General features: G+C 37.1%; 23 protein-coding genes. 9 read left to right on the forward strand and 14 right to left on the reverse strand.

Annotated features, from left to right (window positions below):
* The first annotated feature begins 10 nt into the window (after window positions 1–10).
* A complete protein-coding gene (msrB, locus tag PZ898_RS23260; RefSeq protein ID WP_277694361.1) occupies window positions 11–1,108 on the forward strand; it encodes a peptide-methionine (R)-S-oxide reductase MsrB in 1,098 nt (365 codons plus the stop codon).
* A 41-nt stretch (window positions 1,109–1,149) separates the two neighbouring features.
* On the opposite strand, the gene PZ898_RS23265 is transcribed toward msrB, so the two are convergent.
* From PZ898_RS23265 to PZ898_RS23275, 3 genes are all read right to left on the reverse strand, one after another.
* On the reverse strand, window positions 1,150–1,800 hold the full coding sequence (locus tag PZ898_RS23265; protein WP_277694362.1) for a hypothetical protein: 651 nt from the start codon (window positions 1,798–1,800) through the stop codon (window positions 1,150–1,152).
* A 126-nt stretch (window positions 1,801–1,926) separates the two neighbouring features.
* The gene (locus tag PZ898_RS23270) at window positions 1,927–2,772 is read right to left on the reverse strand and encodes an ABC transporter permease subunit (protein WP_216445067.1); all 846 of its coding nucleotides are present in this window, start codon (window positions 2,770–2,772) and stop codon (window positions 1,927–1,929) included.
* Between the two features lie 2 nt (window positions 2,773–2,774).
* A complete protein-coding gene (locus tag PZ898_RS23275) occupies window positions 2,775–3,677 on the reverse strand; it encodes an ATP-binding cassette domain-containing protein (protein WP_062671223.1) in 903 nt (300 codons plus the stop codon).
* 116 nt (window positions 3,678–3,793) lie between these two features.
* Between PZ898_RS23275 and PZ898_RS23280 the strand changes: the two genes are divergently transcribed.
* The 3 genes from PZ898_RS23280 to PZ898_RS23290 are packed head-to-tail and all read left to right on the forward strand — an operon-like array spanning window position 3,794 to window position 6,809.
* A complete protein-coding gene (locus tag PZ898_RS23280; protein WP_120233134.1) occupies window positions 3,794–5,146 on the forward strand; it encodes an AAA family ATPase in 1,353 nt (450 codons plus the stop codon).
* A 50-nt stretch (window positions 5,147–5,196) separates the two neighbouring features.
* Window positions 5,197–6,300, forward strand: a complete 1,104-nt coding sequence (locus PZ898_RS23285; RefSeq protein ID WP_277694363.1) for an FAD-dependent oxidoreductase — start codon at window positions 5,197–5,199, stop codon at window positions 6,298–6,300.
* Between the two features lie 17 nt (window positions 6,301–6,317).
* A complete protein-coding gene (locus tag PZ898_RS23290; protein WP_216445064.1) occupies window positions 6,318–6,809 on the forward strand; it encodes a hypothetical protein in 492 nt (163 codons plus the stop codon).
* 1 nt (window position 6,810) lies between these two features.
* Here PZ898_RS23290 and PZ898_RS23295 read toward each other — a convergent pair whose 3' ends face one another.
* Window positions 6,811–7,083, reverse strand: coding sequence for a hypothetical protein (locus PZ898_RS23295; protein ID WP_062671214.1), 273 nt, complete (start codon window positions 7,081–7,083; stop codon window positions 6,811–6,813).
* Between the two features lie 185 nt (window positions 7,084–7,268).
* On the opposite strand from PZ898_RS23295, the gene prfB reads away from it, so the two are divergent.
* Window positions 7,269–8,381, forward strand: coding sequence for a peptide chain release factor 2 (gene prfB / locus PZ898_RS23300; protein ID WP_062671212.1), 1,113 nt, complete (start codon window positions 7,269–7,271; stop codon window positions 8,379–8,381).
* A gap of 86 nt (window positions 8,382–8,467) precedes the next feature.
* The gene (locus tag PZ898_RS23305) at window positions 8,468–9,166 is read left to right on the forward strand and encodes a VTT domain-containing protein (protein ID WP_062671210.1); all 699 of its coding nucleotides are present in this window, start codon (window positions 8,468–8,470) and stop codon (window positions 9,164–9,166) included.
* 278 nt (window positions 9,167–9,444) lie between these two features.
* Here PZ898_RS23305 and PZ898_RS23310 read toward each other — a convergent pair whose 3' ends face one another.
* The 4 genes from PZ898_RS23310 to PZ898_RS23325 are packed head-to-tail and all read right to left on the reverse strand — an operon-like array spanning window position 9,445 to window position 12,266.
* Window positions 9,445–10,314, reverse strand: a complete 870-nt coding sequence (locus PZ898_RS23310; protein WP_062671208.1) for an alpha/beta hydrolase — start codon at window positions 10,312–10,314, stop codon at window positions 9,445–9,447.
* A 50-nt stretch (window positions 10,315–10,364) separates the two neighbouring features.
* Complete coding sequence (locus PZ898_RS23315; RefSeq protein WP_347176661.1) at window positions 10,365–11,537, reverse strand: serine hydrolase; 1,173 nt, start codon at window positions 11,535–11,537, stop codon at window positions 10,365–10,367.
* Window positions 11,435–11,755, reverse strand: coding sequence for a hypothetical protein (locus tag PZ898_RS23320; RefSeq protein ID WP_277694364.1), 321 nt, complete (start codon window positions 11,753–11,755; stop codon window positions 11,435–11,437). The genes PZ898_RS23315 and PZ898_RS23320 overlap by 103 nt, the downstream gene beginning before the upstream one ends.
* A gap of 28 nt (window positions 11,756–11,783) precedes the next feature.
* Entirely contained in the window at window positions 11,784–12,266 is a 483-nt protein-coding gene (locus tag PZ898_RS23325; RefSeq protein ID WP_277694365.1) for a tetratricopeptide repeat protein, read from the reverse strand.
* Window positions 12,267–12,421: 155 nt separating this feature from the next.
* On the opposite strand from PZ898_RS23325, the gene PZ898_RS23330 reads away from it, so the two are divergent.
* Window positions 12,422–13,306 carry a DUF808 family protein gene (locus PZ898_RS23330; protein ID WP_062671202.1) on the forward strand — a complete coding sequence of 295 codons (885 nt, stop codon included), beginning with the start codon at window positions 12,422–12,424 and terminating at the stop codon, window positions 13,304–13,306.
* Window positions 13,307–13,444: 138 nt separating this feature from the next.
* On the opposite strand, the gene dnaJ is transcribed toward PZ898_RS23330, so the two are convergent.
* The 5 genes from dnaJ to proS form a co-directional block, all read right to left on the reverse strand.
* Complete coding sequence (gene dnaJ / locus PZ898_RS23335; RefSeq protein ID WP_277694366.1) at window positions 13,445–14,563, reverse strand: molecular chaperone DnaJ; 1,119 nt, start codon at window positions 14,561–14,563, stop codon at window positions 13,445–13,447.
* 101 nt (window positions 14,564–14,664) lie between these two features.
* On the reverse strand, window positions 14,665–15,201 hold the full coding sequence (locus PZ898_RS23340) for a nucleotide exchange factor GrpE (protein ID WP_062671198.1): 537 nt from the start codon (window positions 15,199–15,201) through the stop codon (window positions 14,665–14,667).
* 323 nt (window positions 15,202–15,524) lie between these two features.
* A complete protein-coding gene (locus tag PZ898_RS23345; protein WP_120233139.1) occupies window positions 15,525–16,859 on the reverse strand; it encodes an Nramp family divalent metal transporter in 1,335 nt (444 codons plus the stop codon).
* A 113-nt stretch (window positions 16,860–16,972) separates the two neighbouring features.
* Window positions 16,973–18,298 carry an OmpA family protein gene (locus PZ898_RS23350; RefSeq protein WP_277694367.1) on the reverse strand — a complete coding sequence of 442 codons (1,326 nt, stop codon included), beginning with the start codon at window positions 18,296–18,298 and terminating at the stop codon, window positions 16,973–16,975.
* 118 nt (window positions 18,299–18,416) lie between these two features.
* Window positions 18,417–19,892 (reverse strand): proline--tRNA ligase, encoded by a 1,476-nt coding sequence (gene proS, locus PZ898_RS23355; protein ID WP_277694368.1) that lies wholly within the window; start codon window positions 19,890–19,892, stop codon window positions 18,417–18,419.
* A 144-nt stretch (window positions 19,893–20,036) separates the two neighbouring features.
* Between proS and PZ898_RS23360 the strand changes: the two genes are divergently transcribed.
* Both PZ898_RS23360 and PZ898_RS23365 read left to right on the forward strand, forming a co-directional pair.
* A complete protein-coding gene (locus tag PZ898_RS23360) occupies window positions 20,037–21,134 on the forward strand; it encodes a prolyl-tRNA synthetase (RefSeq protein ID WP_277694369.1) in 1,098 nt (365 codons plus the stop codon).
* A gap of 54 nt (window positions 21,135–21,188) precedes the next feature.
* Entirely contained in the window at window positions 21,189–22,574 is a 1,386-nt protein-coding gene (locus PZ898_RS23365; RefSeq protein WP_277694370.1) for a hemin receptor, read from the forward strand.
* A gap of 101 nt (window positions 22,575–22,675) precedes the next feature.
* Here PZ898_RS23365 and PZ898_RS23370 read toward each other — a convergent pair whose 3' ends face one another.
* Window positions 22,676–24,328, reverse strand: coding sequence for a RagB/SusD family nutrient uptake outer membrane protein (locus tag PZ898_RS23370; protein WP_277694371.1), 1,653 nt, complete (start codon window positions 24,326–24,328; stop codon window positions 22,676–22,678).
* Between the last annotated feature and the right edge of the window lie 5 nt (window positions 24,329–24,333).

Genomic DNA, 24,333 nt, shown 5'->3' on the forward strand with positions numbered 1-24,333 from the left:
AAAGGTAAAAATGAAAAATATATTAATTGTACTCGGAATCATTCTGGGTATAGCAGTCTTTGCTGCGGGATCCGGGCTCTTCAAAAAGAACAGGCCTGATGTAGTGGAAGTAAAAAAAGAAAATGAGAAAATTATGGATAACAAAAACGTTAGAGAGATTTATTTTGCAGGTGGATGTTTCTGGGGAACAGAACATTTTTTTCAACAAATTCGTGGCGTGGTAGGAACAGAAGTTGGTTATGCCAACGGTAATACCAAAAATCCTACTTATGAAGAAGTCGTAAGCCATACAACAGGTTTCGCAGAAACCGTAAAAGTAAAATATGATCCTGAACAGGTAGATCTGAAACTATTGATTGATCTGTATTTTAAAACCATTGATCCTACAAGCAAGGATCAGCAGGGAAATGACAGAGGAAACCAGTACAGAACAGGAATTTATTTCACTGATAAAACGGATGAAGCGGTGGTAAAAGATGAAGTTCAGAAGCTGGCAAAGAATTATAATAAACCCGTAGTCGTAGAAACTATTCCATTGAAAAATTTCTACAGAGCAGAAGACTATCATCAGGATTATCTGGATAAAAATCCAGGCGGTTACTGCCATATTGAACCGGGACTTTTTGAAATGGCCAAAAAAGCCAACCCGCTTCCAAAACCGGCTTATCAAAAGCAGGATAAAAAAGTTTTAAAAGAAAAACTGACAGCAGAACAATATAATGTTACCCAGGAAAACGGCACCGAAAGACCTTTCCAGAATGAATACTGGAACGAAACCCGTGAAGGAATTTATGTAGATATTACCACAGGAGAACCTTTGTTTGTTTCTACCGATAAATTTGAATCCGGATGCGGATGGCCAAGTTTCTCCAAACCGATTACCAAAGGTTTGATTGATGAAAAGCTGGACCGTTCCCATGGTATGGATAGAGTAGAAGTAAGAAGTAAAACGGGAGATGCCCATTTAGGACACGTTTTCACAGACGGACCGCAGGATAAAGGAGGACTTCGTTACTGTATCAATAGTGCTTCGCTGAAATTTATTCCGAAAGCGGAAATGGAAAGCAAAGGATACGGAAAATATCTTCCGTTGTTAGATAAAAAGTAATATGAAAGGAAGGCTGCCAATGGCAGCCTTTTTATTTTGAATTAATAGTGCAATTGAAATCTTTCTTTAATGCTGAACATGGACATATTCAGAAATATAAGAAACCCGAAAATAATGTAGGAAGCTTCTTTGGAAGCGGTTGTAAACAGGTTAAAGATCTGCCCATAGCGGGTAGATTCAAAAGCATTTATAGTTTCTGCTGGCCCCCAATCTATAGTATCATTACAAAGTAAACATTCATATTCAGGATATTGCACCTTAGGATCAATATAGCTATAAACCGCAAAAATATGTCCTGTTTTCTCTAGGTCAACGGCATATTGTTCCTGTTTGGCAATTGCCAGATCATTCAAAACAGAGACAAAATCACCATAGCTATTATTTTGATCTAAAATAAACTCAATACCAGACTCTTTCTCATTTCTTTCCTGAAGCTTTTTCAGTTCAGAAACATATGATTTTGAATTTTCTTTGGCAGTACCGGGGACTATTTTTATTTTTTTGTAATCCCAGTTTCTATAAGTTTCAAAACTTTCAAATGTATTTTTACTCCCTTCTCTTTCTTTGGCAGGAAGTCCAATATCTATCACAGAAACTTTAATATCTTCAGACTTTTGGCTTCCATAATACCAAAACAAAACAGGAATCAGCAAGGCGCTGATCAATCCTGGAAAGTAGTATATTTTTTTCATGGCTGGTTTTTGATAGTACCGAATGAAAATTTTAAGCCAAAAAAAAAGTGATCCGAAAACGAACCACTTAAAAAATAATCTTTAAATATTGTAATTTTTAAATCTTTAAATTCCAGATATTACCATCTACCAATCTCTTTTTCTCAGAATCCAGTACGAACCGAATATAAAAACACCACACCACACCAGACAGGCGATAAGGCTTTCTGTAGGGTAGTGGAATTCATATTTTAATCCCATCATTTTTGCCATATCCAATCTGATCATCGGATTGGGAATAAGGTTAGACATACTTTCCAGCGGTAAAAGATGCGAGATGAAAAAATCATTCTGAAGAACCTCATTTCTTTGGGGCCCCTGCATTCCTTTTACTTTTGAATAGACTTCAAGAGCCTTTAAAATTCCCTCACCAATCCAGAAAATAAAGAGAGCAAGAAATACAAACACAGATTTCCTCAGTAAAATAGAAAGGAACATTAAGAAACAGAAGAACGTAAATAGTTTTACCAGGTAATTTCCAATAAAGAACATCTCAGCAAAAACTTTTGTAGATTCCGTTGTCTTCGAATATTGATATCCCAGAAACAAAGTAATTCCCAATACAATGGCTGTTGAAACAATAGTGAAAATACTTATTGTCAGTAATTTTGAAGTGATGAATTCCTTTCTGCTCAATCCATCAATGGTGTTCTGCTTGAACATCCGGTTACTGAATTCCTGTGAAATAGAGAAAACAATGATCAGTCCCAGGAAAATTTTCAGTAAGGCAACAATCCATGTGGTGAAGTTCCAGATTTCCGGGAAATTGTAAATCCCCTGTTCTTTTAAGTTAATGGTTCCTCCAAAAATATCAAAGTCAACCAATCCTATGAAAAGCAGCGCAATAAGAATGGCGAAATAGAGTATAGTGAAAACCTTAAACGGTTGATAGTTCAGATTTTTGTAGTATTCCAGTTTTAATAATTTGATCATGATTAATTAGTGTTTTTTACAAGTTCAAGGAATTGAGATTCAAGAGACAGTTTTTTCTTGGTCAAGTGGGAAAGATAGATTCCTTTCTCTGCCAGTTTCTGATTCATTGCCGAAGCTGAAACAGAAGCATCATCGCGGATCTGGGCTTTGATAAGATCACCTTCCTGATGAATGGAAGAGAACCACTGAAGTTCATTCAAAGCATTTAACAGCAATGTGTTATTATCAGCTTTCAGTTCAAAATATCCATTATTGGAAGTCATTTCATCCACTCTTCCACAGTAGATGGAATTTCCTTCTTTTAATACAATCACGTGGCTGCAGATTTTCTCAATTTCATCCAGAAGATGGCTTGCAATGATAATGGTGATTCCCTGTTTGGCAATATTGCTGATGATTTCTCTGATCTGAATGATTCCTTCAGGATCCAGTCCGTTGGTAGGTTCATCCAATATCATCACTTCAGGATTGTTGAGCATCGCTGAAGCTATGGCAAGACGCTGTTTCATTCCCAAAGAAAAAGTTTTGAAAGTATCTTTTCTCCTTTCATACAGATTAACGGTCTTCAGCACTTCGTCAATCCTTGAATAGGGTGCGTGCTTAATTTCAGCGACAATCTTAAGGTTGGTTTCTGCGCTTAAATAAGGATAAAAGTTAGGCTGTTCGATAATTGCTCCGATCTTTTTTAAGGTGTCAGGATCAGTTCCTTTTTTTCCAAACCAGAACCAGTCTCCGCTGGTGGGATTGATGGTTGAAAGCAGCATCCCGAAAGTAGTGGACTTTCCGCTTCCGTTCGGACCCAAAAGGCCATAAACATTTCCTCTTTCGACATCAAAAGAAATATTGTTGACCACAACTCTTTTGAATTTTTTCGTCAAATTTTTTACTGATAAAATCTTTTCCATGTAATTTGTTTTACATAGTAGTAGTCTATATAAATTAGAGAATGTTACAGAATTATCATAAATCAATATTAATTTATGGACAAATACATTAAATTTGATAGAATTAATCAACAGTTATGAAGCTAATTGAACTGGCAGAAGAATTAAATGTATCTGCAGAAGCCATAAAACAGTTTATCCAGGATTTTGATCTTGAACTGGTAGACTGTGTCAGTACAAATTTTGACGTAAAAGAAGATTTTGAAAAATTTGCCCGTGAGAATGTAGATTTTTTGAGGTTATATGAAAAAGATCTTGATAAAAATAAAACGTTGGAACAGATTGCCGAAGTCATTAAGCAGCCAAAAGATAAGGTGGAAAAGGTGATTAAAGACAATAATCTCAATATTTTCGATAATGGTTTTTTCAAATCCTCCATATCAAGCTATGGAATTGATAACAAACTTGGAGGGAATTATCAGTTTGTCTACGATTATTTTGGGCATAAAACCAGCCTTCAGCAAAGAGATTTTATAGGGTACAGAGACCTTTTCTTTTATACATCCACTGTTCTGGAACCCTTCCTGAATCCACAGCAGATCAAAGACTGGGGCATCAACAAACCTGCAGGGATTATTCTGTACGGACCTCCGGGAAGCGGTAAAATATTCTGGGCCAATAAAATAGCTGAAATCATCGGATATCAGTTTAAAGAAGTTAAAAAACACTATTTGGGAACTTCGCTGATTGATGGAAATGAGATCAATTTCAGTGATTTCCTGGTGAGTATGATGAAGGAAAACAAAATGCTTCTTTTTATGGATGATTTCGATGAAATTATGATGCAGAGAAGGGCGGAAACAGACATTGCTTCCTGCAATCTTGAGGCTCAGGAGCTGATTCTGCATTACATTGGAAAATTTGAAAAAGAAGGTGTTTTAATGGTAGGGTCAGCTAATTCTGTGGCTGAAATTGATGAGGAAATTCTGGCACCCGGAAGATTTGATGTGTTGATTCCTATTTTTCCTCCCAATGCTTCTGAGCGCTCGGAAATCATTCTTTATGCCATGACCAGAGGATTGGAAGAAGATTCTTTACTCTACAAAATACTTAAAAATAACAAAGCTGATAAGGTTCCTTTCTGGCATGAAATCTCTTCAAAGATGAAAGCCTTCAGTAACACTATGCTGATAGACTTTACCCAAAGTTTAAAGAAAAGAATTAAAAACCTTTATCAGAGAACCAGAAACGAAAAGCTGAAAATTGATCAGAAACTTTTGGAGAGTGCGCTGAGGGATGCCGGGTCAAAACTTACTGAAGAATATCTTGATCAGGTAGCACGATTTCTAGCGGATGCCATTATCAATAATTTTGATGACTTCAGGTTTAGGATTCAGGCTCTGAAAAATGAACTGGAAACTTACAGAGTTGTCGAAGAGCCGCAAAGAGCAATCGGATTCCAGCATAATGAAGAAGGAGATAAAGGATAAACTGTTTAAGGTTTTATAAAAATTACTCATTACCTAATTACTCATTATTTATGAACAGTATTTGGGAATTGGATACATTCTACAGAAAAAGAGATATCATCATTATTGGTGCGGGGTTTTCCGGGCTTTGGACAGCTATATCCATAAAGGAGAAGTATCCTGAAAAATCTGTTCTTATTATTGAACGGAATACCATTCCATTGGGTGCTTCCACAAGAAATGCCGGGTTTGCCTGCTTTGGAAGTCTTACCGAAGTGATTGCCGATTCTGAGAAAATGGGCTGGGAAAAAACACTGGAGCTTGTTACAATGAGATTTAACGGACTTCAGAAAATCCAGCATTATTTTAAACATGATGAAATTGATTTTGAACTGAATGGAGGTTATGAAATTGTAAACACTGAAGAGCCTTTAACCCAGATTGATGCTGTAAATAAAAAACTGAAAACAATAACCGGACTGGATCAGACTTATACTTTAAAACAGAATAAAATAAAGGAATTCGGACTTGGAAAATCTGAATTCCTGATTGAAAATCCCTGTGAAGGAGGTCTTCACTCCGGAAAGTTAGTACAGAAACTACTGGAGAAATGCCACGAACTGAAAATTGAGTTTTTATTTGGAACGGAAGTTCAAAATATTGAAGAAACGAACAAAGTTGAGGTGCAGCTTTCAACAGATCTTTCTGTAATCGCCGACCAGCTTATTTATTGTACCAATGCATTCACTTCAAAATTTCTGGAAAAAGAGAATATCATTCCTGCCCGCGGACAGGTTCTCCTGACAGAACCAGTAGACGGTTTAAAACTTAAAGGTACTTTTCATTATGATGAAGGCTATTATTATTTCAGAAATATAGGAAACAGAATATTACTGGGTGGCGGAAGAAATCAGGATTTTAAGACAGAAGAAACAACGGCTTTTGAAACGACAGAATTTCTGCAGAATCATTTAGAAAACTTTTTAAAAGAAGTCATACTTCCTCATAAAGATTTTAAAATTGCCCTCCGCTGGTCAGGAATCATGGCTATGGGTGAAGAAAAATCGCCCATTATAAAACAGTTTTCAGAAAGACAGTTTTGCGCGGTAAGACTTTCAGGAATGGGAGTGGCCCTGGCCCCGAAGATAGGTGAAATGATGGCAGAAATGATATAATTACAACGTTGGGAAACATGAAATACTTACCCTTTGAACGTATTACTTACAAAACAAATTTGTCTGAAAAGGAAGTTTTAACAAGACTCTCTGGTTTTGTAGAACCTAAAAAATTTGGTTTGGGGAAAAATTATATCAAAGAATATGAAGGATCTATCTATAATAATAGCTTTGAAATAAGCAGAGTTATACAATACAGAAACTCTTTTCTTCCTCAGATCAACGGTAAAATTCAAAATGAAAATAATGGAACCCAAATACAGGTGACCATGTCATTACATGCTTTTGTCTTCTTTTTCTTAATAGTCTGGTGCTCATTTGCCCTGATTTTCTTCATAGGTGTCTCTATAAAAACTATAAGGGAAAAAGAAATATCAGTAGAACTTTTTCTTCCTCTGGGTATGCTCTTGTTTGTCTACGCTTTAACTATGGCAGGGTTCAAATCGGAAAGTAAACAAGCAAAAGAATATCTTAGAAGAAGCTTTGACGCTGAAATTATCAAAGAGTGATTTAGCTGTTTTCCCACCACTTTAAAATATCTCTAGCTACATCTTCGGCACTAAACTCAGACCTGTAAAGACCGTAAGTGACACCCAACTCGGTTTCTATAATAGTTTCCAGCTTTTCCTGATCAGCCCCTTTTTCCAGCTGTTGAAGAAGTTTTTCTGTTAAGTGATTAAAACTGTTTTTAGAAAGACCGGGCATTAAATTCATTGAAATAATAAGCTTCTTTAACTGAGCAAAATTTCCATTACGCTCATTGATCCAATCATTGATATCCATTTTAAACCTGTTTTAAAATATAAATATAAAGGATAATTTACACTCCATAAATTCAAACCTGAACTCTACGTCCCGGAACCCGAACCTCAGATTCAAAACTTTACCCCAAAACTTTAAGCCCGAACTTTAACCCAGCACCTCTCCACTCTAAAAGAATTCCTTATTTTTGCAAAAAAGAAACATTCGTGATTAACAACGACCAGATAAAAGAAGTTCAATCCAGAATTGAAGACTTACACAGATACCTTCAGATTGAAAAAAAGAAGATTGAAATAGCCAATGATGATGAAAAAACTGCGGCACCCGAATTTTGGGATAATCCAAAAACTGCTGAAGCATTTCTAAAACAGCTTCGTTCCAAGAAAAAATGGGTAGAAAGCTATGACGAAATTCAGACACAGTTTGAAGATTTACAGGTTTTGGCTGATTTTGCTAAAGAAGATCCGGATTCTGAAAAAGAACTGGATGAGACTTTCCCGCAATTGGTGGAAAAAATTGAAGACCTGGAATTCAAAAATATGCTTTCCAATGAAGGGGACGAACTTTCTGCAGTACTTCAGATTACAGCAGGAGCAGGAGGAACAGAAAGCTGTGACTGGGCAGCTATGCTGATGAGAATGTATACCATGTGGGCAGAAAAACAAGGCTATAAAATCCGTGAACTTAACTTCCAGGAAGGAGATGTAGCAGGTGTGAAGACTGTTACCCTTGAAATTGAAGGCGAATTTGCTTTTGGATATTTAAGAGGTGAAAACGGAGTACACCGTTTGGTAAGGATTTCTCCTTTTGACAGTAATGCAAAACGTCATACAAGTTTTGTTTCGGTATATGTTTATCCTTTGGTGGATGATACCATTGAAATCAACATCAATCCTGCCGATATCAGCTTTGAAACCATGAGAGCTTCCGGAGCCGGAGGGCAGAACGTAAACAAGGTGGAAACGGCTGTACGTCTTCGCCACGCACCAACCGGAATTATCATTGAGAACTCAGAATCCCGTTCTCAGCTTCAGAATAAAGAAAAAGCAATGCAGCTCCTTCGTTCAAGACTCTACGAAATGGAACTGGAAGAACGTATGAAAGCCAGAAACGAGATTGAAGCCAACAAGATGAAGATCGAGTGGGGAAGCCAGATCAGAAACTACGTCATGCATCCATACAAACTGGTAAAAGATGTACGTTCCGGTCATGAAACTTCAGATGTGGATGCCGTAATGAACGGAAATATCACTCCATTCCTGAAAGCATTCTTAATGGCCGATGGAACGGCTGTTTCCGATGATGATCTGGACTTATAAAAATCATGTTTGAATTTTAGTTAAAATCTTATAATTAATTTTTGTTTCAGACATTTTAGACTTACTTTTGTTGTTCATCGATATTTATGGAAGATTTCAATAGCTGGAAGGATTTATTAAACCCGGAGTTTTATATAAAAATGGGAGGGTTTTGGCTGATTTTGTTTATTGTTTTTGCTGAAACAGGTCTTTTTGTAGGATTTTTTCTACCTGGAGATTCACTACTGTTCGTTTCGGGAATTTATGCTGTTGAAATCATCAAAGAGACTTTTGGCTCTACAGGGAGCGATTTCCTAGATACTACAATATTAGCTTCTGGTGTAGCTCTTGCTGCTGTTATTGGAAATGAAGTTGGATATTATTTCGGGAGAAAAGCAGGTCCTGCTTTATATAAAAGACCGGACTCAATGCTTTTTAAGAAGAAATATCTTTATCAGGCCCACGATTTCTTTGAAAAACATGGTGCATTAGCTGTTATTATGGCAAGATTCTTACCGGTTGTAAGAACTTTTACACCCATTGTGGCAGGTATTGTAAAAATGGATAAAAAAGAGTTTTTAAGAGATAATATTATTGGAGCTGTATTATGGTCATTCATTTTGATCTTTGCAGGGCATTATCTGGATAAACTTTTCATGGACCAGTTTGGAATCAATCTAAAACAGAAACTGGAATATATCATTATCGTCATTGTATTGGTAACGACACTTCCGGTCATCTTCAAGTTTGTTTTCGGAAAAAAAGAAGACCTTTCAAAAAAATATGAAGATCAGGACTTTGAATAGATAAAGAATTCAATAAAAAATATAGAGCCGTCTCAATCATGAGATGGCTTTTTTATTGCTTATCAATAAATTTTTTAAACGCAAAGATTAATTTGTATTGAGTATTATTTTGAGAGAGCAAAGGTAGGAATCAATGAAATTGATTCTTTCTAAGCGTATGGATATATATTCGTGAGCTTCATCAGTGACAAAGTCACGACTTCTTTGCTTTTTTACAATGATGTGTTGTAATTATTATCCTTTGCGTTTAATAATCAAAAAAATTCTCTTAGACACCTTTACTTTTTAATCCATTCCAGAATATTAGGATAGATAATGCTGTCTCTTTTTCTTTTACTGAAAAATCTGGGTGCATGCCCGGCTCCTTTCATAAAAATAAATTTGTGTGGAACGTTCATCTTGGTAAGCGCAGAGTCCATCGCAATTCCCTGGTGTTGATTTACCAGTACATCATTATTTCCCTGAAATAACATGGTCGGAACATCTGTAATATTAGCAATAGGGCTGGCTTCCTTAAAAGCTTCAGAAACGTTTTTCCGGTCAAACTTAGTCCCTACTACCTTTTGAAAAGTAGGAGAGGTATATTTTGAATAAAAAGATTTAAGATATTCAGAGCTGTAAAAATCTGTTGGTCCGCTTAAGGAGATTATTTTTTTTATTTGTTCAGGATGCTGGTAACCATAAAGTAAGGCTAGATGGCCACCGGCACTTTCTCCCAGAAGAATGTAATTGTTGGGTTGAAGCTCTGCTTTTTCTGCTAAAGAGTTGAATTTTTCAATGGCAAGCCCAATATCTTCAAGCTGTTGTTTATAAGTGATCTTTTCTTTGGTAGAAACAAACCTGTAATTCATATTGATACTCGGAATGTTGTTTTGAAAAAGCATTTTCTGAACCTGGATCATATGCTCTTTTTTACCCAAAGTCCAGGCACCACCATGAACGATAAGTACAACAGGAGAATTTTCAGAATAATCTTTGGGAAGAAAAACATCCATTTTCTGTCTTTTATGTTCCCCATATTTCAGATTGTAAATCTTCTGTTGTCCGCCGGGACCTACCCAAACTCTGAATTTAGTATTACATGACTGCAGAAGGAAACCAACGCATCCCATGACGAAAAAATGATACCGGAGAACGAGTTTTTTCATTACTTAAATTTACGAAAAATTCTATTAATTATGAAGCAAACAAGGTTTAATTAAAGCCTTTCCGCTGTTTTTGATGACAGTCCTTTTTTGATGGTAATAACTCCTTTTTCACCTTCTTTGAAAATGAAAGAAATCTCAGTGTCATCATCCTGAAGGAAAAACGCATCTTCTTTTTCAGCTGAAATTCTGACCTTAGGATCTTTATTGTTCTGCATAAAAAGCTGCCCGTTTTCGTAGAGAATATGGATAATGCTATCATCTGAAAGTTGGTAATCTCCCACGTATTTTTTAAGAATATCAGCACTTAGTGTTACTTCTTTCTTTGGTTGTGGAATAGTGTAAGGCTGATGTAAAAGAGCCGCTAAAATAGTATTACCTGCTTTCTCCAGTTTTTTACTTGTGATATTGTTCAGAAGGATAATGCAGAGATCATCCTCCGGAAGCATCGCAAAATAACTTGTGGAACCCTCTATATTTCCGCCGTGATTAATGAGTTTTTTTCCGTAAAGATCATCAATAAACCAACCATAACCGTAGCCGCTCAAAAAAGGAGTGGTTGCTTTTTTAAATGCCTCTTTGGAAACAATTTTATAATCTCTCAATCCAATATAGTAATTGTACAGATCTTCAACGGTACTGTTGATTTGTCCTGCAGGACCGGTTAGTGTAGAATTCCAGACTTGTGTTTTTTCCTGTTTTGTGTTTGAAATATAAGAATAAGGAACGGTTTTGTACGGGCTTTTCAGTGCAAGGTAGTTAAAACCGGTGTGAGCCATCTTCAGAGGATTTAGGATGAATTTTCTTACAGCATCTTCATAAGAAAGTCCTGTTATCTTTTCAATGATAAGTCCCAATATGATATACCCTGAATTGGTATAAGAAAACTGAGTTCCGGGTTTAAAATCCAATGGTTCATTTTTAAAAAAAGAAAGTTCTTTATCTTTTGGTATAGATTTTCCGGTGTGAAGAAGATTGAAATACTCTTTATTTCGCAATACTTCATAAATTCCGGAAGTGTGGGTAAGGAGATGTTCGATCGTAATTTCATTTCCTCTTGGATAATCGGGAATAAACTTTGAGACAGGATCTTTAAAAGAAATTTTTCCTTCCTCGCTTATCTTTACAATGACCAGAGCTGTGAAAGATTTGGTAAAGAAGCAATCTGATACACACTTTTGTCCTGATTGGGGATCTTTTTTTCTGCATCCTGCCAGCCGTATGATCTTTCAATAATGTTTTTATTCTGATAATGGATCAAAGCAGTTCCATTAAATTTATTAATTGCTGCAAATGCTTTTATAATGTGGTCTATTTCTTCTTTCTTGCTTTCGTGATTAATAGTGTTGAGATGATTTTCCGTCTGAGCTTTCAGAGTAGAGTAGAATGCACTGAACAAACAACACATACATCCTAAAGCTAAAATATGAAATTGACGTTGCATAGGGATCAGATTTAAAAAACGGTTAAAATTACAGGTTTTCAGCGTAGCGGCTCAAAGAATTATTGTACCTGGGCAAATGTTTGGAAAGAGCTTTCAATATTAAAGACAGTGCTTCTTTGTATTCTTCTGCTGAAGAAAGGGACAGTGCTAAAAAAGAATCTACCGCATCATCCAGTTCATCAGAATAGTGGGCTTTTTCCTCCCTTAAAATATGGATACTTTCTTCTATTTTTCCATTATTTCTTAAGGTGCTTGCGAGCTGAATTCTTGCTCTTCTTCTTCGTAAGCCAGTTAATCCTTTTTCTAATGCTGATCTGTACAAAGGTTCTGCTTCCTTTTCGTGCCCGGTGGAATCAAAAGCACAGGCTCTTTCAAAATCAGCAATAGCCTGGGAATCCTTTTCTGTAAGTAATTCTACATGATCTTTAATTTGCTCAATAAACTCTTCACTGTTTATGGTTCCAAGTTTTAGCCATATTCTTTGTAATTGATTTTCCCAGTTTTTATTCATCCAATAGATTTTAAACAAAGATATAAAATATTGAAAGTGAAGGATTGTTGAAAGGTTCATATAATTTTCAAAATAATTGTTAGATTATGAATCCAAAAACGGAATTAAATAATTATTTTTGCTGAACTTAACAAAGATTAAAAAATTATTAAAATATGGCATCAGGCTTTTTTGCAATTTTGGATGATATTGCAGCATTGATGGATGATGTAGCGGTTACCAGTAAGGTTGCTACCCAAAAGACAGCAGGAATTTTAGGAGACGATCTGGCTGTAAATGCAGAAAAAGCCACTGGCTTTCTTTCCTCAAGGGAAATTCCCGTTTTATGGGCAATTACCAAAGGATCATTTATCAATAAACTGATTATTCTTCCTATCGTTTTTTTACTTAATTGGTTATATGCTCCGGCTATTAATTATGTATTGATCCTTGGAGGATTCTATCTGGCCTTTGAAGGCGTTGAAAAAGTTATAGAATTTCTTTTTCACCGTGACAAAAAGGGGCATGAAGTTATAGAGGAAATTGAAGAAGACGAAAAAAGTTCTGAAGAAATTGAAAAAGAGAAAGTAAAATCGGCAATTACAACTGATTTTATTTTATCCATCGAGATCGTTATTATTGCTTTAGGAACCGTATTGGAAGAAAGTCATCCTTTCATTACGCAGATTTTAGTAACGAGCCTGGTTGCATTCATTGCTACTGTTGGAGTGTATGGAATTGTAGCTTTGATCGTAAGAATGGATGATGCTGGGTTTAAATTAATAAAGAAAAGTAAGGATAAAGGCTTTTTCGGAGGACTTGGACATCTATTAGTGAAGGCTTTACCTATTGTTATTAAAATATTAGGAGTCGTAGGAACAATTGCTTTAATAATGGTTGCTGGTGGAATTTTTCTGCATAGGATCGAATTTTTCCATGGCATATTACCAACCTGGCCGGATGTTTTGAAAGAGCTTACACTTGGAGTTGCTGGCGGATTGGCAGCGGTTGCTGTCTTCACTTTAGGAAAAGGAATCTATTCCCTGGCAACAAAAAAATAAAACAGAATTAGAATTAAATAACCAAAAAATCCTGTACTCGAGAGAGTGCAGGATTTTTTATGATTAGATTTAAACTTTGAATATAAAACTTTGAACGTTAAACAAAAAAGAGACCTGTAAAAAGTCTCTTTTTCTATATTAATTGAATAAATCTTTTACTTTATCAAAAAAAGTTTTTTCTTTTCCGGATGGTTCTGCAACCATTTCTCCGCTGGACATCTGCTTTTCAAAGAATTCTTTCTGGTCCTTGGTAAGCTTCTGTGGAGTCCAGACATTGATGTGGATGAACATGTCTCCTTTACCATAGCTGTCGATACTTGGAAGCCCTTTTCCGGCTAATCTCAAGATTTTTCCGGATTGAGTTCCCGGATCAACGGTAATTTTTACTTTTCCGCCTACGGTAGGAATTTCTTTCTTCGTTCCTAAAGCAGCTTCAGCAAATGAAACATATAATTCCTGGTGAAGATTATCACCTTCTCTCTTGATCGTTTGATCTACTTCCTCTTCAATGATCACCAATAGATCTCCCGGAACACCTCCAAATGGAGCATCATTACCTTTTCCTCTTACATTAAGCTGGATACCGTCTCTTGCTCCTGCCGGAATGTTGATTGCGATTTCCTCTTCATCTTTGATAAGTCCCTGTGCATTGGCTCCTGCAGGAATTTTGTCAGCAACTTTTCCAATTCCCTGACAAGTACTACATGTAGTTTGAGTCTGCATTTGACCAAACATGGTATTCATTACTTTTAACTGAACACCGGAACCGTTACAGGTAGGACATGTTTTTGAAGTGGCACCTTCCGCCATCTTCATTTTCTTTACTTTGATGGTTTTCTGAGTACCATTTACCATTTCCTCAAGGTTCAGCTTGATTCTGATTCTTAAATTAGAACCCTTAACCTGCTGACGGCCTCCACCGCCACCACCGAATCCTCCGAAACCACCACCGAAAATATCTCCAAACTGGCTGAAAATATCTTCCATGTTCATTCCGCCTCCGAAGCCTCCGCCTCCGAAACCACCATTTCCACCCATTCCGGCATGTCCGAACTGGTCGTATCTTGCACGTTTCTGATCGTCGCTCAGAACTTCGTAAGCTTCAGCAGCTTCTTTAAATTTTTCTTCAGCCTCTTTATCTCCCGGATTTTTATCCGGGTGAAATTTGATGGCCATTTTACGGTATGCTTTCTTTATTTCGTCGGCCGATGCAGATTTGTTGATCTCAAGAACCTCGTAATAATCTCTTTTTGACATGACAACTTTATAATTGATTGTTGATAAATGATAAAAGATATTGTAAAGCTAATAAGTGAAACATTCATCAATTATCACTCACCATTTATCATTTATGAATTTTAATTTCCTGTTACTACTTTTGCAAAACGGATCACTTTATCATTTAAAGTATATCCTGTTTCAATAACGTCTACGATTTTTCCTTTCAAATCTTCCGATGGAGCAGGGATCTGAGTAATCGCTTCATGGAAATCAACATTAAAGCTGTCACCAGCCTTTACTTCCATTGTTTTTAGTCCTTTTTCGGTAAGTTTGTTCTTGAATTTCTGATAGATAAGTTCCACACCTTGCAGGTCAGCCGGATTTCCATTTTTAGCGATTTCTTTTAAAGCTCTTTCAAAATCATCCAAAACTCCTAACATTGAAACCATCATTTCCTGGTTGGCATACTGGAAGAATTCGATCTTCTCTTTGCTTGTTCTTTTTTTATAGTTTTCGAATTCAGCATACAATCTGATGTAACGGTCTTTCTCTTCTGCCAAAAGTTCCTCTGGAGAAGGAGTAACTGTCACATTGTCCTGAGACGTTGCGTCATTCTGAACATTGTTTTCTTCCTGATTATTGATGCTTTCTTCGTTAATATCCTGGTTTTCCATAATTCAATATTTATTTACTGATTGTTTGACAAAGAGCCTGCCAAATCTAAAATCTGGACATTAAGGCAGAAAAAGGGAGTAGTGGTGAATCGTGAATACGTCAATTCGTTTTGCTTGTGAATTTGTTGTGGGGAGGGATTGATAATTGACTTTGCGAAGCAAAAATTGACTATTGACTATTCACTTATCAATGGTGAATACGTCAATCCGCTTTGCTTGTGAATTTATTATGGAGTAGGATAAAAAATTGACTTTGCGAAGCAAAAATTGACCATTCACCAAAGAATGTCCAATAGTCAATTTTAAAACTATAGTTATATTTTCTATTCTCCCGTAAACGTCTGGTACAAAAGGTACAGATTTAGAACAATGATAATGATGGAAATTATCCATACACAGACTTTCAGGAATGGTTTATTGACAAATTCTCCCATTTTAGCTTTGTCATTGGTAAACATCACCAATGGAACAACTGCAAAACTAAGCTGCATGGAAAGAATTACCTGGCTTAAAACCAATAATTCAGTTGTTCCCTGTTCTCCGTAAAGAATGGCAACAATAAGTGCCGGAATTACAGCAATAAGTCTGGTGATCAATCGTCTCAGCCATGGTTTTAATCTGATATTCAGGAAGCCTTCCATGACGATCTGTCCGGCAAGAGTTCCAGTTAATGTTGAATTTTGCCCGGATGCTAATAAAGCAATGGCAAATGCAATACTGGCCATAGAAGCTCCCAGAATAGGGGTTAACATTTTATAGGCATCATGAATATCCGCCACATGCTCGTTTCCTGTAGTATGGAATGTAGCAGCAGCCAGAATAAGAATTGCTGCATTGATGAAAAATGCCAGCATTAATGAAACGGTACTGTCTATGGTGGCAAACTTTATGGCTTCTTTTTTTCCTTCGGTATCACGGGTATAATCTCTGGTCTGTACAATACTGCTGTGCAGATACAGATTGTGTGGCATTACGGTAGCTCCTAAAATCCCGATTGCTATATAAAGCATGGCCGGGTTCTGAATAATTTCCTTTTGCGGAACCAAACCTCCCAGAATCTCATTAAAAGCAGGCTGCGAAATGATGATTTCATATACAAAACAGGCTAGAATAATGAAGATAAGCCCTCCTACAATACTCTCTATCCATCGAAAACCTTTGGACTGAAGTAAAAGAATGATTAAAACGTCCACTGTTGTAATGACAATCCCCCAGGTCAGCGGGATATGGAATAACAGGTTTAATGCAATGGCTGAACCGATGACCTCAGCGAGATCACAGGCGGCAATGGCTATTTCACAGAATACCCAGAGAATAAAATTAGTGGTAGGATTGAAGTGGTCTCTACAGGCCTGAGCAAGATCTCTTTCTGCAACAACACCAAGTTTTACGGATAAGTGCTGTAAAACCATTGCAAAGATATTGGAAATAAGGATGACCGAAAGGAGTGTATAACCGAATTGAGCTCCCCCGGCAATATCTGTGGCCCAGTTTCCTGGATCCATGTAACCTACGGCAATCATCAGACCTGGTCCTGCAAATGCAAGATATTTCCTCCAGAAAGTTGCATTTTTAGGGACTTTGATTGATGAATAAACCTCTGATAAGGAATGGTTTGTTTTATCTTTTCGCCAAGCGTTTTTTATATTGAAATTCATAAATGTTAGAAATGACTAACAAATTTAATTAAATAAATGTAAACAGAAAAATCATGGCATAAAAAAATCCCGGAAATTGCTTCCCGGGACCTAATTTTTATTGACTCTAAAGATTATTTTGCAAATCTTACAGCCATTTTTCTATCGGCAGCTCTTTCAGCATCAGAAGCTTTTGCATCTACTTTAGCAAATTTACTTCCATAGCCTTCAGCTTCTAAAACCTGAGCACCAACTCCTGCTTTTACTAAAGCAGCCTTGATATATTCAGCTCTGGCTTTTGATAGTTTTACATTGTTGGCTTCGTTTCCGGTTTTGTCTGTATAACCTCCAATTTTGATTTTTGCATCAGGGAAAGCTTTAAGGATAGCCACTAAGTTATCCAATTGCCCTTGTGAACCTGCTTCAAGTTCAGTAGCACTTCCCATTTTGAAATTGACGTGATCGAAGTCGTACCACTTATCTTTCAATGCTGCATCATCAGCTGCATTTTTGTAGTTTCCGGATTTCAGGAATGTAATCATCTGATCTTCCATTCCTCCTTTGTAACCTTTTAACATCACTCCATTAAGATCAATATTTTCATCTGTTTTAGCTGTTGCAGGAGCAGGTGTTACTGTTGTAGCAGCAGTATCCGTAGTTGTGCTGGTTGCAGTAGAATCAGATGTTGTAGTAGTGGTTGTAGTGGTTTGTTTTTTCTCACACTGCTTCCATAAGAAATAAGCAGCAGCGATCAATAATAAAAGCGGAAGCAACCATTTCCAGATTGAACCTCCGCCTTGATTATTATTGTTATTATTTTCAAATCTTTCTCTTACTTCTCTTGCTCCTTCTGAAACATTTTCTCTTGCTGTAGCTACACCTTCTGCGATGTTATCTTTAGCAGTAGATGTTACTGAAGAAACCGTTTCTTTTGCCTGGCCAAACCAATTTTCAGCTCCTAATCCAAAGGAAGCCAAAGAAAGACCTGCAGGCAATAAAGAAGAAATAATGCCTTTCTGATCATGCAGTAAGCTGGAAATACCTGAAGCACCCAGATTATTGTCTGCTGCATATTTTCCAATAGTGCCTACTGTAGCTCCAGTCACCAGGTTTAACAAAGAACCTGCAGAGGTATTGCTGACACCTGAAAAACTGGCAATAGAATTAACTAATGCACCTACTTTATCTCCAAAAATGGAAGATAATAAGTTTGAAATAATAGGACTGCTCGACGAACCGCCTAATAAATTTCCTAAAATTCCACTTGAAGAGGCTTGTGTAATAGCATCCACAACGCCAGGTTTATCTGCATTATTGGCTAATCCACCTACTACAGCAGGTAATAATCCGCCAATTGCTTTAGAAATACCAGATTCACTTTCTCCAAACTGCGATGCAGCCTGTGAAATCAATGCGGGACCTAATTGTCCTTTAATTAAATCAATGACATTTAAAGACATAATAATAAATTTTTTTGATTAATGTTGAGATAAATTTAAACAAAAATCCGTCCAAATGTCACTTTTTTTTGAATATTTCTTTAAAAATTAATGATTTTTTTCTAAATCATTAAAATTTTTAATAAGCTTTTGCAAATAATACACGTCTCTTAGATGGTTTTCCTGAAATCAAAGAAATTCCTTCTTCTACGTCATTATCCAAAGGAATACATCTTATTGTAGCCTTCGTTTCATCCTTGATTTGTTCCTCTTCTTCAGCCGTTCCATCCCAGTGTGCATAAATGAATCCACCCTTCTCTTCCAGAACTTTTTTGAATTCTTCATAAGTATCCACTTTCGTGATATTATTTTTTCTGAATTCAAATGCTTTATTATAAATATCCTGTTGAATCGTTTTCAATAAATCTTCGATATAAGAATCAATTCCTTCAATAGAACGAACTTCCTTAGTCAGATTATCTCTTCTCGCAATTTCTACAGACTTATTTTCAAGGTCTCTTGGTCCCATAGCGATTCTTACAGGAACTCCTTTCAATTCATATTCTGCAAATTTCCATCCTGGTTTGTTCTGAGTATCATTGTCAAACTTAACAGAAATTCCTTTTGCTCTCAGTTTAGCCTGAATATCTAAAGCCACTTCACTGATTTGTTCCAGTTGCTCTTCTCCTTTAAAGATAGGAACAATCACCACCTGAATCGGCGCAAGGGTAGGAGGCAATACCAATCCGAAATCATCAGAGTGCGTCATAATTAAAGCTCCCATCAGACGGGTAGATGTTCCCCATGATGTTGCCCATGCATGTTCGATTTTACCTTCTTTGTTGGTGAATTTTACGTCAAATGCTTTTGCAAAATTCTGACCTAAGAAGTGAGATGTTCCAGCCTGTAAAGCTTTTCCATCCTGCATTAATGCTTCAATACAATAAGTCTCATCAGCTCCTGCAAATCTTTCAGAAGGCGTTTTTAACCCTTGAATTACAGGAATAGCCATAAAGTTTTCTGCAAAATCTGCATATACGTTATTCATCTTTTCTGCTTCTTCAATAGCTTCATCTTTTGTAGCGTGAGCGGTGTGCCCTTCCTGCCATAAGAATTCTGCTGTTCTCAGGAAAAGACGTGTTCTCATTTCCCAACGAACAACATTGGCCCATTGGTTGATTAGTATCGGTAAGTCTCTGTAAGACTGAATCCAGTTTTTATAGGTATTCCAGATAATTGCTTCTGAAGTAGGACGAACAATAAGTTCTTCTTCAAGTTTTGCATCCGGATCTACAATCAGTTTGGAAGGGTTGTCCGGATCGGTTTTTAACCTGTAGTGGGTAACAACAGCACATTCTTTTGCAAAACCTTCTGCATTTTTTTCCTCAGCCTCAAACAAGCTCTTGGGCACAAAAAGCGGGAAGTATGCGTTAACGTGACCTGTTTCTTTGAATTTTTTATCCATTTCATCACGCATTTTTTCCCAGATCGCATAGCCATACGGTTTGATCACCATACATCCACGCACGCCTGAGTTTTCAGCTAAATCAGCTTTTACAACCAGCTCATTATACCATTTGCTGTAATCTTCGCTTCTTGAGGTTAATTTTGCCATTATTTTTTTAAATTTTTTTAACTTTTGTACATTATTGTTATCTAAAAATAAAAATCTATTTTTGATAGATTTTTTTACCAGTATTTTGGTACATTTTTGGTACAGATTGCAAATATAATTTAAATTAAAAATTTTTACGTTATCATGAAAAGAAATATACATAAAAATTTGCTTGGTCTGCTAAGATCCAAAGGGATATTGGCTATATCGGGCGGATTATTACTTGTGTCTTGTGGTGCTCAGATGGGAGGGTATAGCGAGACAGACGGGGTGTATTACGACCCCAATAAGGATACGCTACCTGAAGGAGTTATCATCAATGATAGCGGAAACAGAGTAGGAGAATACTATGATTACTATCAGGATTCCAATGTAATTCAAAATGCACAGGCGAATTCCAGAGAGCAACAAAACAGATATAATGACTGGAGTGGTACCAATACCAATTGGAATTCCAACGCTACAGACTCGGATTGGGGACTTTATGCAGGTTCTCAGACCAACTATTATGACAACTCATGGGGATGGGGATCTCCTTGGGGATGGTATGGTGGTTACAGCCCGTATTGGGGTTGGGGTATGAACCGTGGCTGGGGCTGGGGTGCTAGTATGTCCTGGGGTTGGGGCGGATCATTCGGATGGGGCTGGGGAGGCTCTTACGGATGGGTAAGTCCATACTGGGGATACGGATATGGCGGATATTATGATCCATTCTGGGGCGGATACTACGGGAATCCCTACTGGGGTTACGGAGGTGGTTACTGGGGTGGTGGCTACTACAACAGACCTGTTTACAGAAGAAGCGGTATCAGTGGAGGTGGATTCCAGAATACAGGGGTAGCCAACGCAGTTTACAGAACGAATACAAATAATTCAGGTTTCAGAAACACTAATAATAATGGTGGTTTCAGAGATACCAACTCAAACGGAGGCTTCAGAAACAGTAATGGCGGTTTCAGAGATGGCAATTCCGGAGGTTTTAGAAACGGTAATTCCGGAGGTTTCAGAAATACACAGTCTAATGGTGGATTCCGTAACTCTGCGCCACAAACAAGACCTAATTACAATTATCAGCAACCACAACCAAGATATAACAATAATAACGGAGGCTTCAGATCTAATGATTCAGGAGGTTTCAGATCGAGTGGTGGCTTCAACTCCGGAGGAGGAGGCTTTAGAGGCGGTTCTTCAGGAGGTGGCGGAATGAGATCCGGCGGCGGAGGCAGAGGTGGCTTCAGATAATTTTTCAAATTAATAAACTATTAAAAAATAATGTTAAAAAAATCTTTAGTATTAATGAGTATTTCTGCTGCATTTTATGCACAGGCTCAGGATGTTTCTGTCATAAGAAATACGGTAGAGGTTTATTCAAGTACTCCTATGGTGGGATCAGCTAAGTTTAATGCGATGGCTGGAGCTAATGGTGCGCTAGGTGGTGATGCAAACTCTTTGCTTACGAACCCGGCAGGTTTAGGAGTAGCTATTTCAGGTGAGGTTTCAGGAACTTTATCTATTTTAGGAAATAAAAACAAAAGTACTTTAGGAGGATCTACAATAGATTATAGCAAAACCAGAGGAGACCTTGGGAATGCAGGAGGTGTAATTGCTTTTCCTTTGATGACAGAAACCGGATGGAAGTTTATCAACATTGGTATTAATTTTTCTAATCAGACTTTGGACAATGTAATCCAGTCACCAGGAAATAATAAGATCGTTTATGCTTTTGATAAGGATGATATTAGCAAGGATGCTGCATTAGCGGGGCATATGTATGAAAGATACGGTAACTTGTCAAAGATGAGTTTTGGAGTTGGTGCCAACTATAATCATAATTTATATTTAGGAGCAGGTTTCAACTTTTTCAATGCTTCATTGGATCAGTATGATACTTTGTTGTACCGAAACATTGCCAATGGTTCTACAGAAGCATTTAGTAAGCAGGATACTCCTTACTCAGAAAGATCTTCAGGTTTTTCTGCTTCATTAGGGGTGATTGGAAAGTTGAGTCCTAACTTCAGAGTCGGAGCCTCTCTTGAAACTCCTACATTCTGGACAATAGACAGAAATTATTATTTCTATAATGATCCTGTTTATGGAGACGATATTGGAGCTGAAAACAGAAAGTTCACTTCACCTCTTAAAGCAACGGTGAGTGCTGCGTTTGTAGCAAGTAAAAACTTCTCATTGAACGTAGACTATACTCTTGGACTTACAAAACCTGATTATAAAGTATATGGAGGTGCAGAAAGAGAATTAAATGATTTCTTCAAAGAAAACTACAAGAATCTTTCAGAAGTAAGAGTGGGAGCTGAGTACAGAGTACAGCAGTTCAGATTGAGAGGAGGATACTCTTACCAGTCAACTCCTTTTGATGCCCTTACGATCAGCAGATTTAATGATGCAGGTACTGTAGGAGATCAATCGTACAGCAATATGATGCTAAGTGACAGAAATACCCTTTCTTTTGGTATCGGGTATGATTTCAAATCATTCTATGTAGATGCATCTTATCAGAATATCTCATCTAAGTATACTAATCCTTTTATGAGAGGATATATGGATGGTAATTCTGATTCATCTTATTATTCTGCTAAAAATATCTTCGCAAGTGAAGCATATGCGGCAAGTGAGGTGAAAAACAACAGAAATAATTTCTTCCTTACGGTTGGATGGAAATTCTAAGTTAAGATATCAAAATATATAAAGAGAGGCTGCCTATATTTAGGACAGCCTCTTTTTTGTTGATTTGAAATTTTTGAATGCTGTTGATTTCCGTATCATTCTTAATCCGGATTCTGCACCAGATTTGGCTGGATCTGGATCTGCTGCTCGGGAATATATTCTACCACTCTGTTATGGGTATAAGGTACTGTATAAAAAGCATTATTTCCACTTAAATGAGTTCCGGGATATTGTCTGTCGAGATCCAGTTTGTTTCTGAAGACATCGTATCTTCTATGTCCTTCAAAAGCCATTTCCAACCTTCTTTCCTGTAGAACAACGTCCAGAATAGTCTGCCCTGCAGGGACTGAATTATATACAGGTATTCCTGCTCTTGTTCTGATAATGTTTATGTCTGCGAGTGCTGAAGCAGTATTTCCTTTTTTCGAATAGGCTTCGGCTCTGTTCATGTATATTTCTGCCAGTCTTATAACAACCGGAGACCACAGTTGCGGAACTCCCTCCTGTAAGGAACATTTTAAAACATAAAATTTTGGATATCCGTTTCTTTTATCCATATCATTATCTAAGTAAATATAAGTTTTTCCACCGTTTGCGTTAACAAAATAATAGTTTGTTTTATTGGGTGCTGCCTCAGATTGTACCTGATAATTGATATTATTCATGGTGAAGTAAGTATTTCCATTCTGCTGGAAAGTCTTTTGAAATTGATAACTGTAGGTGGTGGCACCGGATGAGTTGGTTCCTTTTTGTACCCAATATGCAACCGGAACCGCCGGACTGCTGTATTTGGGAGAAATAAACTTCAGCCTTGCATCCTGAGGATTCTGATTGATCAGATCAAGATAAGAGGAAGAAGCATACATTTCACCCCAGCCCACATTCTGTATGGTAGCATACATTGAGCCTATAGTATACCAGCCATCACTATAGTCTCCATCTTTATTGTATTTAAATGCAAAAATAGTTTCGGTATTGGATTCAGGAGTTTTGGTAGCATAAGCAGGCAATTCTGCTTTAGATAGAAGGGTATACTTCCCGGAATTGATGACTTTATCTGCATATTCAATCGCTTTATCATTATTTTCCATGTATAAGTAGACTCTGGAAAGTAAAGCCTGTGCTGCTTCTTTGGATGCATATATATTGTTTTTGTCCAGGGTCATCAGTTTTTCTGCTTTCAGAAGGTCGTTTACCACTTGATTGTATATCTCTCCCACAGTGGCTCTGGCAGGCAAATCGTTGACATCGTCAGATAGTTTTAAGGGTACTCCGGGATTACCTGTCCCCTGATTATAGGGTCTTCCAAATACATTGACCATAGAAAAGTATACATAAGCTCTTAAAAAATAATTTTCGCCTATGAGCTGATCTGTTTCTGTGTCTTTTCCTTCCGTAACCTTTGATATCACTCTGTTACATCCGATAATAGCTTTGTATCCCGAGTTCCAGATCGTATTGGTGCGGGCATTGTTTTTAATGCTTTTATAATTATAATAATAAAAAAATGAATCGGTGGTAGTTCCGCTGATATCAATATTATCACCACCATATTCACTGATCCTGTATAGGTTGTTGTAAAAACCACCGCCATCCGCATCCCCTTTAAGCAATGCATAATTTCCCAGCGTTATGGTTTTGAGTCCGGTTGCATCTGCAAGGATAACATCAGACTCCTTTGAATCATACGGTGAACGGTCTATGTTACATGCCGTTAATGATACTATGAGAATGGGAATAAGTATTTTTTTCATAATTA

It is taken from the genome of Chryseobacterium sp. WX (assembly GCF_029542485.1).
In the GTDB taxonomy this organism is placed as follows: Bacteria; Bacteroidota; Bacteroidia; order Flavobacteriales; family Weeksellaceae; genus Chryseobacterium; species Chryseobacterium cucumeris.